The organism is Niallia sp. FSL M8-0099, assembly GCF_038006945.1.
Classification (GTDB): Bacteria; Bacillota; Bacilli; order Bacillales; family Cytobacillaceae; genus Niallia; species Niallia circulans.
The window spans coordinates 1074582-1087919 of the sequence record NZ_JBBOWF010000001.1; the positions used below are offsets into that span (position 1 = coordinate 1074582).

Here is a 13338-nt window from a genome sequence, read left to right on the forward strand (position 1 = left end):
ATGGCTCATCCCTCCTTTTTATTCTCCAATTTGGTCAGCAATATATTCCACAAGACCTGCACGGTTGACAATACCAATAATTTTAGAATGCTGGTCAATTACTGGAATAAAGCCATATTGGGATTCACTAACAAGTTGAAAAGCTTTTTCAGTTGCTTCTTCAAGATGAAGCGTTTTTATATTCGTATCCATTATATCTTTCAAGGTTAATTCTTCTTCTCTATATCGTTTTTGTACCTCCCACACATTCGCTATTCCGAGAAAGGTATTAGATTTGTCGACGACCACTAGACTATCCACACGCTTTCTTCTCATTAATTTTAATGATTCTGCAAGACCGCGAGACTCACCGGCTGTTACAGGAGGAACCATTAATTTTGCTAATTTAGGTAAAGAAATATTTTCTTGCAAACGATCTTCTCCAATAAAATTGCGGACAAATTCATTTGCTGGGTGACGTAATATATTTTCTGGCCGATCTAATTGCACAATTTCTCCGTCTTGCATAATACAAATTCGATCCGCTATTTTAAGGGCTTCATCCATATCATGTGTAACAAAGACAATTGTTTTTTTGATATCCTGCTGCAAGCGGACTAATTCATCTTGCAATTGTTCGCGGCTGAGAGGGTCTAAGGCACTGAACGGTTCATCCATCAAGATTATTTTCGGCTCTGCCGCAAGGGCTCTAATAACCCCAATCCTTTGCTGCTGTCCACCGCTTAATTCAGAAGGGTAACGATCACCAAATGTATCAGGATCTAACCCGACCATTTTCATTAAATCATTAATTTTGTCTAAATATTGTTCTTTTTTCCATTTTTGGAGTCGAGGAACGAGCGATACGTTTTCTTTAATTGTCATATGGGGTAACAAACCTATTTGCTGAATGACGTAGCCAATAGTTCTGCGGAGTTTTACAGGATCCTCTGTGGAAATATCCTTTCCTTCGATCGTAATGGAACCACTAGATGGTTCTATAAGTCGATTGATCATTCTCATCGTAGTTGTCTTACCAGAACCACTTGGGCCAATTAGAACAAGTAATTCTCCTTCTTTTACCTCGAAGGTAATATTCTTTAGCGCTTTAAATCCATCTTGAAACGTTTTGGTTACTTCTTTAAATTGAATCAATTTCTACGAACACCTCCAGACCTTTCTTTAAAACTAATTACCCGTTTTTGCTAACTAACTAACCACCTTTTTATAAACTATTTATGAAAGACATTTACTATTATATCATTATTTTTAGAAAAAAAAGACCGAAAAGGAATGATTAAGGGAATAATAATTAGAATTTTCAATCAAATAACATAGGGGATAATAATAATGTAATTAAATTTTGGAGAATCTTAGATTGAATATCTTACAAGCTATTCGTTACCAATATTTATTTATAAGAAATATTTAATACGGACAGGGGTTATCCTAACACAAGTAAATAACTATTGGATAAGCCCTAATTCTATTCTCTATAAAAAATTAACCGTATTCTTTCTAAATTGTTTAGGAGTAATTCCGGTATACTTTTTAAATACTTTCGTGAAATAGCTTTGATCGGTAAAATTTAAAAGGGCATGAATATCAGATAAGGAATGTTCTGCAAAAGTCATCAGTTTTTTTGCTTCCTCAATTTTCATTTGCTGTATGTATTCACTAATAGGAATTCCCACTTCTTTTTTAAATAAATTGGATAGATATTTGGGGCTGATAGATAAATGCTCTGCAATGGACTGTAAGGTTAATGGTTCATAGATATGCTTGTAAATATAGTTTCTGCATTGAAAAATAGGTCGCGAATAATTTTCCCTATTTGTTTTAGCTACTTTATCTGCAAATTCATACAAGATATTTTCTGTGAAGAAATGAATGTCCTTTAAATCTTGTAATTCCTCTAAGTCTTGAATGTAGCGGTCTCCTAAAGAATAGGCGATTTCAGGATGAAGACCGCCTGTAATGGCCGCACGGGTTGCAAGGGTAATGGTTGCAATAGTTAAATTTTTTTGATTTCTTACTTCATTTTTTTTAGAAAGCTTTCCAAAATGAAAGGAAGTGCTTTCTTTAAAGGCTTTCCAATATGCAAGCAGATTTTCTTTTTGTCCATCTATAATAAATTGATAGAGTTTTTTCTCCGCAATAGGATCATGGTGAAAGGAGGAATTTTGGTGTGTTTCTAATATGTATTTATTTGCAGTCTTTTCATCATTTAAATGATTGGGCAATTGCATTTTTGGAAAGGTAATGTCTTTGTCATAAATCTTGTTATTGTATAAAAAATAGATAAGTTTGCAGATTTGTCCTAATTTCGCAATGCTTATGACGGGAAGAGAATAATAATAGTCGCTTAAAGCATCTTCCAAACCACTTTGGCGATAGGCAGTGATCAAGTTATCTATCAGCAGTCTACTTGGCCGTTTAGATAAAACGGGGCCTAAAATAATGGTACCTAAGTTGGTAATTGGAATGATGGATACGTTTTCATAAAAAGGTGTACCTATTATGGCGGGAGATAGAGAATTCTTTCCATTACTAGGAATGACCTGTCTGTAAAAGGATTGTTTAGAAGGATAAAGAGGATTAATTAGTTCGTTCGCTGTTTTTTCTGCCATTATAGTTCCTTCATTATTAAGTAAAGTAATTGAGATATTTAATATATCTGTCATTAAATTACATATATACTCCAAATTCTTCATATTTAGACGATTTCCCACTAGATTCTCCTCCATTAAATTGAAAGTTGTCAAAATTTAGAGAGTGATACGGTAGTTAAAATACCAAAATAATAGAAATTATACCATAACCATCTTTGATATCAGTATATACTTGGACTACTTAGGTAAGCGCTTTCTATTCATTTTGTTTCCTTTTTAGATTTATAGAAAGCAGAAAAAATCTCTATCAAAAGGAGTGGAACTTTATGAGGAAAATCTATGGTTTTGTTTTATTATTTCTACTTACGATTGTGTTGGGGGCATGCAGCAATAGCTCCTCAACGAGTACAGAAGATCTAACTATTCCGGATAATCCAGAGGATATAAAAGGAGATGTCACCGTCTGGGCCTGGGCATTGGAAGCAAATTATTTAGAAAAGGATGTACTTCCTGCTTTTAATAAGAAATATCCTAATGTAAACGTGAAGATTGAGCATATTGGTGTTGATCAAGTATACCAAAAGGTTAGTGCGGGTCTTTCATCAGGTGGAAGCGGATTACCAGATGTAGTACAGGTAGAAAATAATCGTATTCATTCATTTACAGATGATTTTCCAGATGCATTTACGAATTTAAGTTCACTTGGCTTTGATAAACATGAAAATGAATTTTCTAAGTCGAAAATAGATGGGTTAAAGGATAAGTATGGAAATATTATTGCAGCACCAAGAGACTTAGGACCAGTGGGTGTTATCTATCGGACAGATATTTTTGAGGAGGCAGGAGTTGACCCAGCGACTATTAAAACATGGGATGACTATATCGAAGCGGGGAAAAAGGTTGTTGCTCATACGGGGAAGGCATTTCTTGGAACAGATGGAGATGGATTGCTTAGAATTATGCTGCAGCAGCAAGGGAGCTATTACTTTACAGAGGATGATAAATTAGATCTTACTTCAGACGCAGCCAAAAAGGCCATTGATATTTTGCAAAAAATGAAGGATGCAGAATTAATTATCTATACAAATAACTGGGATGGCCAAGTAGCAGCAATGAAAAATGGAGAGGTCGCAACACAGCCTGGTGCTGTCTGGTGGAGTGGAACGATGATTGAACAAATGCCTGAGCTGTCAGGTAAATGGGGCATGTTCCAACTGCCTGCTTTTGAAGAAGGGGGAGGGAGAGCTTCTAATGATGGAGGATCTGCCTTAGCGATTCCAAGTAAATCGGATAATAAAGTAGCAGCATATGTGTTTGCTGAATTTGCATCAACAGATGTAGAATCACAAATTAAGGCACTTACGAATAGAGGATTATTCCCAGCGTTATTAGCAGCATATGAAGAGCCGGTTTTCAGTGAAGAACAAGAATACTTTAATAATCAAACATTCTTTAAAGATTTTGCTGATACAGTAACAGATATTCCATCTGTTAATCACAGCAGTGCAGAGTTAGAACTCAGATCCATTATGACAAGTCAAATGGAAGCATTTTTACTTGAGAATAAACCAGCAGCACAAATATTGGAGGATGGAAAGAAACAAGCTGAGCAGCAAACTGGATTGGAATCGAGCAATTAAAAACCATTTTTGCTAAAGGAGTAGAGGCTGACTTTTGAGAATAGCATTTGAACCTATTTTTGAATGCAGCCTCTAAAAAGGAGGGGGAGAAGAATGTCGGATAATAAAATGCTAGAAACAGGAACAAATTCATTAACTATAAAAAAGAAAAAACAATTTATCACGCCTAAGACCGTTCCTTATCTATTTGTTGGTCCTGCCTTGCTATTGTTTATTGCTTTTACGGTTTATCCTATAATTGCTTCTTTTCTATTAAGCTTTCAAACAAAGGTTGCAGGTGTTTATACTTTTTCTGGGCTTGCAAACTATACGCGGCTTTTCAATGATCCGCTCTTTTACAAAGCGCTTGGCAATACATTTATTATTTTGCTAGTGCAGGTTCCGATTATGTTATTCCTAGCCGTCTTATTAGCGAGTGTATTGAATTCTAGTTTATTAAGAATGAAAGGTTTTTACCGGGTCGCTTTTTTTACTCCTGCTGTTACTTCATTAGTCGCAGCCTCTATTATTTTTGTATTGCTGCTAAATACAGACTACGGTTTAATTAATTACTTATTCACTTCGATCGGCCTTGAGAAGGTTCACTGGCTGACAGATCCTTTCTGGGCGAAGGTCTCCCTTATTCTAGTAACAACTTGGAGATGGACTGGCTATAACATGGTTATCTTATTAGCTGGTTTGCAAAACATCCCGAATAGTTTGTATGAAGCAGCTAGTATAGATGGTGCCAGTACAATCAAGAAATTCTTTTATATCACGATTCCACAGCTTAAGCCCGTTCTGTTATTTACTTTTGTAATGTCAACAATTGGCTCCTTCCAATTATTTGATGAGCCGTACAATTTAACAAATGGCGGTCCAAATAATGCGACAATAACGATTACTTACTATCTTTATAATCAGGGCTTCAGTTTCTTTAATTTTGGTTATGCATCAGCCATTGCTTATGTAATTGTGCTCTTTATCGCGGTTCTATCATGGATTCAATTTAAGGTGGTGAGGAATGACTGATGGCAAAACAGAAACGTATTCAAAAAATATTTATGCATCTTTTTTTACTTATTGGTGTTGTCATTTCGATTGGTCCATTTTATTGGATGCTTGTAGGGGCAACAAATCCTTCAGGCGATGTGCTGGCCTTTCCTCCAAAATTGATCCCTGGTGATTATTTGCTGGAGAACCTACGAAATTTAAGCAATTCTATCGATATTGTCAAAGCAGTAACTAATTCATCTATCATTGCCATTGTTTTTGTCGTAGTAAGTTTATTCATTTGCTCTGCAGCAGGCTATGCTTTTGCGAAATTTAAATTTAAGGGGAGCAATCTGATTTTTGCATCCTTTTTATTGGCGATGATGATCCCCTATCAAGCTACGATTATTCCACTATTTCAAATTTTTGGATCGATAGACTGGATTAATACGTATCAAGCGATTATATTGCCGCAAATATGCTATCCCTTTGCTATCTTTTTGATTAGGCAAAATATGCAGGGAATACCAGATTCCTTAATAGAAGCAGCAAGAATAGATGGAGCTGGAGAATTCTTTATCTTTTTCAAAGTTGCTTTACCAACAATGAAGCCTGCTTTAGCGGCTGTTGGGATATTCCTTTTTACCCATCAATGGAATAATTTTATGTGGCCATTAATAGTGATGACAACACAGGAAAATTATACTTTACCAGTGGCTTTGTCCACTTTAGCTGGTCTTAATTCCATTGATTATGGACAATTGATGTTAGGGACAGCTATTTCGGTAATCCCAGTAATGGTCGTCTTTCTTATCCTGCAAAAACACTTTATTTCCGGTATTTTAGGTGGTTCGATAAAAGAATAAAGAATATAGATAGGAGTGCAAATAATGACGAAAAAATGGACGGCGGAAAAATTAACACTAGGTGTTTGCTATTATCCAGAACACTGGTCAGAGGAACTGTGGGAAAATGATTTTCGAAGAATGAAGGAGGCAGGATTTACCTATGTTCGCATGGGGGAATTTGCCTGGACGATTTTTGAGCCAGAAGAAGGAGTATATTCTTTTGCTTTATTCGATCGGGCGATTGAAAAGGCCCATAAATTAGGACTGAAAACAGTGCTCGGAACTCCAACGGCAACACCGCCAGCATGGCTCACCCATAAATATCCCGATGTATTGAATGTATCTCAATCTGGTATAGCTTACCAGCATGGCGCTCGTAGACATTATAACTACAATTCGGAAAACTACCGGAGACTAAGTTCGGCTATTGTGACAGAAATGGCAAAACATTATAGCTATAATCCAGGGGTTGTCGGCTGGCAGATTGATAATGAACTAAATTGTGAAATAGATGTTTTTTATTCCGAGGCCGATCATTTTGCTTTTAGAAAATGGGCAAAGGAAAAGTATCAAACGCTAGATCAATTAAATGAGGCATGGGGAACCGTTTTTTGGAATCAGACATATACCAGCTGGGACCAAGTCTATTTAACTCGTACAACGGTTCCCAATTCTCCGAATCCCCATCATATGTTAGATGAAAAGAGGTTCATTTCTGATAGTGCTATTTCTTATGCAAAAATGCAAGCAGACATTATTCGGAAATATACAAGCAATCAGTGGGTTACCACAAATGGGATGTTTAAGCATCTCGATAATCATAAGCTGACGAATGAAGTGCTAGACTTCTATGCTTATGATTCCTATCCTAATTTCGGCAGAGTCTTAGAAGATAAGAGCGATAAGCCTTTACGAGACCGGAAATGGAGCTGGAACTTAAGTGTCGTCCGCAGCATTTCCCCTAATTTTGCTATTTTTGAACAGCAGTCTGGTCCAGGCGGATGGGTAACACGACTAGAACAGCCGTCGCCTAATCCAGGACAGCTTCGACTTTGGACCTATCAATCGATTGCACATGGTGCAGATTTAGTTATGTATTTCCGCTGGAGAACAGCAACGAAAGGAACAGAAATTTATTGGCATGGCATTAATGACTATCATAATCTGCCTAACCGCCGTATAAAAGAAGTAGAGCAAGTAAGCAAGGAGATTCAACTAATAGGAGAGAAGATAGCAGGAGCGACTTATCAGGCAGAGATAGCGATCGTCACTAATTATGATAATGAGTGGGATGCGGAATTTGATAAGTGGTCTGGACCTTTTGCTTCCCTTAGCATAGAGGCATGGTTTAAAGCGCTGCAGTATAACCATGTACCTGTAGATGCCTATAATCTAAATAGAAACTCTAATCTAGAAGAGTTGAAAAAATATAAAGTACTGGTGTATCCTCATGCAGCGATTGTATCAGAACAAACAGCGAATTTGCTGGAAAGGTATGTAAAGCAAGGCGGCAAATTAATACTAGGCTGCCGAACTGGATATAAGGATGAAACAGGTCAAGTCTATATGAAAGCATTCCCAGGTTATCTAGCAGCTCTTACGGGAATATCGGTAGAGGATTTTACAAGGGAAGCGCCGTTTGAAACTACTCCAATCGTAATCTACAAAGATAAAACAGAGATTAAGACTAGAGGATTTTATGAGACTTTGAAAGTCGAATCAAAAGATACGGAAGTAATAGGGAGGTTTTCTGACTGTTATTTTGAAGGAAAGCCCGGCCTGGTTGAGCACCAATTTGGAGAGGGAGCTTGTTATTATTTTGGAGGCGTTTTCACTATCGAGCTTGCTGAAAATTTACTCGAAGAAATACAAATTAATAATTATAATAATAAGTTTGATTTACCTGAAAGTGTAGAGTTGTCCATACGCAAGAAAGAAGGAAAAGCATATGTTTTCTTATTAAATTATTCCCATGAGATGCAGGAACTGGAGGTAAAGGAGGAAATGACCAATATTTTAACAGGAGAGAAGATACATCAGAAGATACAATTAAAGGGTTATGATGTGCTTGTGTTAGAGTAGAATATCAGGGGATAAATAGGTTTAAGGAGGGACGTTGTAAATAAAGCAACGTCCCTTTTAAATTGCTAATATCTGCAAAATAAAAATTATTATTTTCATATTGTATGATTGTCCTTTATACTAGGGAAGTATGTTAAAAATAGAGTAGCTAGATCCCTCAAAGAAATGATTCTTTTCAAATAAATTAAGCTAGTGAATTTTTGTAAGGAGGAAATGTCGTTTGACCACTATTGAAAAAGAAACAATGATTGTTGAAATTAAGAATGTTGATGAAAAAGGTGCTGGACAGGCAGTTGTTTGGCGTGAAAATGAATTAGGAAACAAAAAAAAATTAAAACTAACAATTCCGCAAACTTTACCAGGTGAAAAGGTAAAGGTAACAGTTGATCAGCCTCACAGAAGACATCGAAAAGCGATGCCAGAAGAAATCTTAGCTGCACATGCGGAAAGAATTGGACCAGCTTGTCCACATTTTGAAAAATGCGGCGGATGTGTTTGGCAGCATTGGGATTATAATGGGCAATTACAACAAAAAACCAATCATGTAAAACGGGTGATTGAAGAACAAGGATTTGATCCGAGCTTAGTAAAAGATACTATCGGCATGGATGAGCCATGGAGATACCGTAATAAAATGGAATTTACCTTTGCTGCGGATGGTTCTCTTGGTCTGCATGAGCAAGGGAATTTCAGAAAAATTATTTCCTTAGAAACTTGCCTGATTGCTGGAAAAGAAATGGTGGAAGCAGCACTTGAAATAGCCAATTGGGTACAGGAACATGCATTAAAAGGTTATAATAAAGATACACATGAAGGACTTCTTCGTCATTTAATGGTGAGACAGTCTTTTGCTACAGGGGAAATGATGTTGGCGCTATTTGCGACAGAAGCTCCAGATGGTTCTTTGAAAGATGCAGTGGATACAGTAGTTGCTCGTATTACCGAAAAGTTCCCGCAAGTTAAAAGCTTTATGTGGCTAGAGAATACCGATTGGGCAGATCGTACGCAATCAGAAAAAAGCCATACATTAGCTGGCAGGGATTTTATTTACGATGAAATGGATGGATATCGATTCCGCGTGTGGTTTGATACTTTCTTCCAAACGAATCCAACACAAGCACAAAAATTAGTCGATTTAGCAGTAGAAATGGCAGAACCAAAAAAATCAGAAAATATGATTGATCTATTCTGTGGCGTCGGAACATTCTCTCTTCCATTTGCGAGCAGGGTTGACAAGCTTGTAGGCATTGAAATTGTCGAAAGCTCGATTGAATCAGCTAAACGAAATGCAGGAGATAATGGTATTGATAATACTACTTTCCTAGCACAAGATGCCCGAACTGGACTAGCACAAGTATTGGAAACATTTGGCAGACCTGAGTTATTGCTGTTAGATCCTCCTCGCTCGGGTGCAGGTGGAAAGGTAATGAGACGTATCGGACGTTCTCAACCAGAAAGAATTGTATATGTATCATGTAATCCGGATACCTTTGCTACTGATATTAAGCAGCTGGAGCCATTTGGATACACGTTGAAAGTGGTTCAGCCAGTGGACTTATTCCCGCATACGGTCCACGTCGAATGCTGTGCATTATTAGTAAGAAATAATTAACATTTGGGAAGCTGATTTCAGATTTTTTCTGCTATCAGCTTTTTTATTGTTATAGATAGAAAATGGGGTTGTATTAGTATTGTAGAATCTCCATTTTAAAAAAAATTATCCCCTATGTAGGGGAAATATGAGCAATTGGAGAAAGAGGAATTGTAAATATTTAGTTATTTCTCCCAAATACCCCGGCAAATATTACAGTTCTTCCAACAATTATGCAATGAGTTTTGTTTCCAAACCTGTTAGCCTTGTATATGGGCCTGTTAAAACAGGAGGTATACAAAAAATGAAACAGTTATTATTTATTGCAATTATATTCACTTTTATTAGTGGTTCTTATATATATATACCATCTATTGCAAATGCAGAAACAATTAGTAAGGAAGAAACAACAACTGTAGCGACAAGAAAATTTGCTGTTGATAAAAAAGAAAATGTAAAAGCTTCTGATGAATCAGCAGACATAACAAATAATGAAAAAAAATTACTGGCCCGTCTTGTTCATGCAGAAGCGAAGGGTGAGCCGTTTGCCGGTAAAGTAGCAGTAGCTGATGTAGTACTAAATCGTCTAGATGATAAGCAGTTTCCTGATACAGTAGAGTCTGTCATCTATGAGAAAAATGCTTTTCAGCCTGTTCAGAACGGTTCCATCGATAAAGCAGCGGATAAAGAGTCCATGGAAGCAGTAGAAGAAGCATTAAATAATGGTAAGGAGAATAAAGAGCTTCTTTACTTCTATAATCCAGATACAGCAACAAGTGATTGGATTTTTACAAGAAAAGTTATTAAGCATATAGGAAATCATGCATTTTCTATTTAATAAGTATTAATTAGTTAATTATTTTGCCATTATTTCATATATTTGTAGTAGTAGCTGGGGAGATTTTCGAATAGAATTTCTCCTTTTTTTATTTAAAATTCTTTATTAATTATAGCTAATACGCGAAAAAGGAAAATATTTGAAACTTTTTTAAATACTATTCGTATAGTTTTTTATTGAGGAGGTGATGTGGTGAAGAAAAGTAATCATCGTATATTCATAATCGCATTATTTCCTTTTCTTCTTATTTTATTAGTTGGATGTACTGAGAAAACAGTTAAGGACACAGATCCATACATACAACCAGTAGAAGCAGTTTTACAAAATGCTTTAAATGGCCCGAAGGATGAGTTAATAGAAATATGGAACAAACAAAAGGAAAGCAAAGTAAATGGAGAAGAAAAGCAGGCTGCTCTAGGAGAATATGAAGAAGCAGTCTTTAAAGATTATTTTTCTAATCAAAAATCCTATAATGATTTCATTACAAGATATGGAACGAACCTAATGATGGAGCCGTATAAAAAGGATTATAGTCTTAAGGTGAAAAATATTGAATTCGAAAGAACAGATTCGAAAGGAAAGATTTATAACTTTTCAATATCATTAGCATATCATAAAAAGGGCATGGATGAGCCAAAAGTAAAACAAGTAACTGGGCAAGCGAATGTAAATGCTGATTATAAAATTGAAAGAATGTTAATCCGTGTAAATGATTTATGGGGATCATTTGATAAGAGAAAGTAAAAGCTGCTATGTTAATGAAGAAGTGGATGAAGATAGCGTTAGAAAAAGAGATGTAATTATTCGGGTGAAATGATAAGAGACAGGCAAAAATGCCTGTCTCTTATTTCATTGTAATTCCATATCGCATTTTTTCCGATAATTCTTTTCCCGTTGTTTTCAATAGCTGTAAATAGTCATTAAGGAGATCATCGCTTACTGTAGAAACTAATGTTGAGATGCTAAGCGCTGCTAGTATTTGTCCATGTTGATTTAGAATTGGTACCGCGATACAGCGGACACCTAGTTCATTTTCTTGATTATCCACAGCATACTCGTTATAACGCACCTTTTCTAATTCCATAAGGAAATCTTCTTTCTTGGTAATAGTCCGGTTTGTTGCTTGTGTAAACAGATAGTTATCTAGTAGTGAATGAATTATATCTGGAGGTTGATACGATAACAATAATTTTCCGATTGCTGTACAATGGAGGGGAATTCTTCTCCCAATCCGAGAGTACCGAATAACAGAATTAGCCCCTTCTTCCTTGTCAATGTATACACCTGCATTCCCATCAAGAATACCTAGATGGCAAGTTTGGCCCGTCTTTAGTGCTAACTCAACGAGATATTTATTAGCTATTTGCCTGATGTTTAAAGTATTGATAACTAAATTCCCTCTTTCAACGAGCTTTAAGCCTAATCGATATTTTCCATTTTCAGAATTTTGATCAATATAGCGAGATTGCTGCAAAGTCTTTAATAAAGAATGTACTGTACTTTTATGAAGCCCCATTTGTTCGCTGATTTCCGTAATCTTTAATTCTACGGTGTGATCGTTAAATAAATCTAATATTTGAAGTGCACGTTCAACAGATTGAATGATTGGCATAATATCTTCTCCATTTTTGCTTTATAATATCTAACTATTTCCTAGGATAACAAACATTATAGTGTACTTTTACATTAATACAGCCATTTCAAAATAGCAATCTCTATTTGTAAATTAGAAAATATTCAAAATTAACAAAATGTAAGTGTTTACTTTTAAGGGCTGTATGTTATAATCAATTCACACAGACTAAATAATAGTATTGAGTTTTATAATGTAAAACAAAAAGGAGAGATAAGAAAAAATGACCGAACTGAATCGATTTAAAGGCATTATTCCGCCAGTGTCAAGCATTCTTGATAAAGATGGTAATCTGAAAGAAGGCGAAATGGCGTTATTAATTGATAGACTAATTGAGGAAAAAGTAAATGGCTTATTCTTTTTAGGTACTGGTGGAGAATTTTCGCAAATGTTTGTAAAGGAGAGAAAGAGGATTGCTGAATTTGCTGTTAAGTATGTTGCAAAAAGAGTTCCTGTCTTAATTGGAATTGGCAGCACGAATACAAGGGAGGCAATTCTGCTCGGTCAGCATGCGGAACAAATAGGCGCAGATGGAATTGTTGCTATTAATCCCTATTATTGGAATTTGACCAAAGAGAATTTATATACCTATTTTAGTGACATTGCAAAGTCCGTTAAGCTGCCAGTTTTACTCTATAATTTTCCCACCCTTACAGGGCAGGATTTAACACCTGATTTTGTGAAAGAGCTTGTTCTAAATCATCAAAATATAGTTGGTATTAAAGAAACGATTGATTCTATCGGACATATTCGCGAAATGAATGATAAGGTAAAAATGATTAATCCTGATTTTTCTGTTTTTTGTGGGTTTGATGACCATTTATTTAATACGTTACTGCTTGGAGGAGATGGAGCAATAACAGCTAGTGCAAATTTTGCACCACAATTATCAGTTGGTCTGTATAATTCCTTCTTAGCAGGGGATATAGAAAAAGCAGTTTCTTTGCAGAAACAATTAGCTATATTGCCACAACTATATAAAATAGATAGCCCGTTTGTAAATGTAGTGAAGGAAGCAACGAAATTATGTGGTATAGATATTACAACCGAGGTGTTGCCTCCTGCTAAAGCGCTCAATGAAGAGAAGAAGCAGCAAGTTAGGGAAATTTTACAACAGGCAAATTTATTATAAGAAAAGGTGAT

At 35.9% G+C, this 13338-nt stretch carries 11 protein-coding genes; 8 read left to right on the forward strand and 3 right to left on the reverse strand.

Annotated features, from left to right (window positions below):
- Nucleotides 1-18: 18 nt before the first annotated feature.
- Together NSQ92_RS05015 and NSQ92_RS05020 are read right to left on the reverse strand one after the other, a co-directional pair.
- Nucleotides 19-1134 (reverse strand): ABC transporter ATP-binding protein, encoded by a 1116-nt coding sequence (locus NSQ92_RS05015; protein WP_047941506.1) that lies wholly within the window; start codon nt 1132-1134, stop codon nt 19-21.
- Nucleotides 1135-1472: 338 nt separating this feature from the next.
- On the reverse strand, nt 1473-2711 hold the full coding sequence (locus NSQ92_RS05020) for a helix-turn-helix domain-containing protein (RefSeq protein WP_328283121.1): 1239 nt from the start codon (nt 2709-2711) through the stop codon (nt 1473-1475).
- Nucleotides 2712-2917: 206 nt separating this feature from the next.
- On the opposite strand from NSQ92_RS05020, the gene NSQ92_RS05025 reads away from it, so the two are divergent.
- From NSQ92_RS05025 to NSQ92_RS05055, 7 genes are all read left to right on the forward strand, one after another.
- Entirely contained in the window at nt 2918-4231 is a 1314-nt protein-coding gene (locus NSQ92_RS05025) for an ABC transporter substrate-binding protein (protein WP_341152434.1), read from the forward strand.
- A 93-nt stretch (nt 4232-4324) separates the two neighbouring features.
- Nucleotides 4325-5242, forward strand: coding sequence for a carbohydrate ABC transporter permease (locus NSQ92_RS05030; protein ID WP_341132326.1), 918 nt, complete (start codon nt 4325-4327; stop codon nt 5240-5242).
- Nucleotides 5242-6069, forward strand: coding sequence for a carbohydrate ABC transporter permease (locus tag NSQ92_RS05035; protein ID WP_328283120.1), 828 nt, complete (start codon nt 5242-5244; stop codon nt 6067-6069). Before NSQ92_RS05030 ends, NSQ92_RS05035 begins: the two co-directional genes overlap by 1 nt.
- A 24-nt stretch (nt 6070-6093) precedes the next feature.
- Nucleotides 6094-8133, forward strand: coding sequence for a beta-galactosidase (locus NSQ92_RS05040; protein WP_341152435.1), 2040 nt, complete (start codon nt 6094-6096; stop codon nt 8131-8133).
- 244 nt (nt 8134-8377) lie between these two features.
- Entirely contained in the window at nt 8378-9745 is a 1368-nt protein-coding gene (gene rlmD, locus NSQ92_RS05045; RefSeq protein WP_445669267.1) for a 23S rRNA (uracil(1939)-C(5))-methyltransferase RlmD, read from the forward strand.
- Between the two features lie 283 nt (nt 9746-10028).
- Nucleotides 10029-10562 (forward strand): cell wall hydrolase, encoded by a 534-nt coding sequence (locus NSQ92_RS05050; protein WP_061799735.1) that lies wholly within the window; start codon nt 10029-10031, stop codon nt 10560-10562.
- A gap of 192 nt (nt 10563-10754) precedes the next feature.
- Nucleotides 10755-11306: a hypothetical protein gene (locus tag NSQ92_RS05055; protein WP_047941510.1), complete on the forward strand. Its 552-nt coding sequence runs from the start codon at nt 10755-10757 to the stop codon at nt 11304-11306.
- A 100-nt stretch (nt 11307-11406) separates the two neighbouring features.
- Here the strand turns inward: NSQ92_RS05055 and NSQ92_RS05060 are convergent, their stop codons facing one another.
- A complete protein-coding gene (locus tag NSQ92_RS05060) occupies nt 11407-12174 on the reverse strand; it encodes an IclR family transcriptional regulator (RefSeq protein WP_047941511.1) in 768 nt (255 codons plus the stop codon).
- A gap of 244 nt (nt 12175-12418) precedes the next feature.
- Here NSQ92_RS05060 and NSQ92_RS05065 point away from each other — a divergent pair, with 244 nt between their 5' ends.
- On the forward strand, nt 12419-13327 hold the full coding sequence (locus NSQ92_RS05065) for a dihydrodipicolinate synthase family protein (RefSeq protein ID WP_341132328.1): 909 nt from the start codon (nt 12419-12421) through the stop codon (nt 13325-13327).
- Nucleotides 13328-13338: the final 11 nt, after the last annotated feature.

Excerpts from the sequence above, each read along its gene's own strand:
- NSQ92_RS05025 (WP_341152434.1), top strand. The coding sequence starts at position 2,918 with ATGAGGAAAATCTATGGTTTTGTTTTATTATTTCTACTTACGATTGTG.
- NSQ92_RS05030 (WP_341132326.1), top strand. The coding sequence starts at position 4,325 with ATGTCGGATAATAAAATGCTAGAAACAGGAACAAATTCATTAACTATA.
- NSQ92_RS05035 (WP_328283120.1), top strand. The coding sequence starts at position 5,242 with ATGGCAAAACAGAAACGTATTCAAAAAATATTTATGCATCTTTTTTTA.
- NSQ92_RS05040 (WP_341152435.1), top strand. The coding sequence starts at position 6,094 with ATGACGAAAAAATGGACGGCGGAAAAATTAACACTAGGTGTTTGCTAT.
- rlmD (WP_445669267.1), top strand. The coding sequence starts at position 8,378 with ATGATTGTTGAAATTAAGAATGTTGATGAAAAAGGTGCTGGACAGGCA.
- NSQ92_RS05050 (WP_061799735.1), top strand. The coding sequence starts at position 10,029 with ATGAAACAGTTATTATTTATTGCAATTATATTCACTTTTATTAGTGGT.
- NSQ92_RS05060 (WP_047941511.1), bottom strand. The coding sequence starts at position 12,174 with ATGCCAATCATTCAATCTGTTGAACGTGCACTTCAAATATTAGATTTA.
- NSQ92_RS05065 (WP_341132328.1), top strand. The coding sequence starts at position 12,419 with ATGACCGAACTGAATCGATTTAAAGGCATTATTCCGCCAGTGTCAAGC.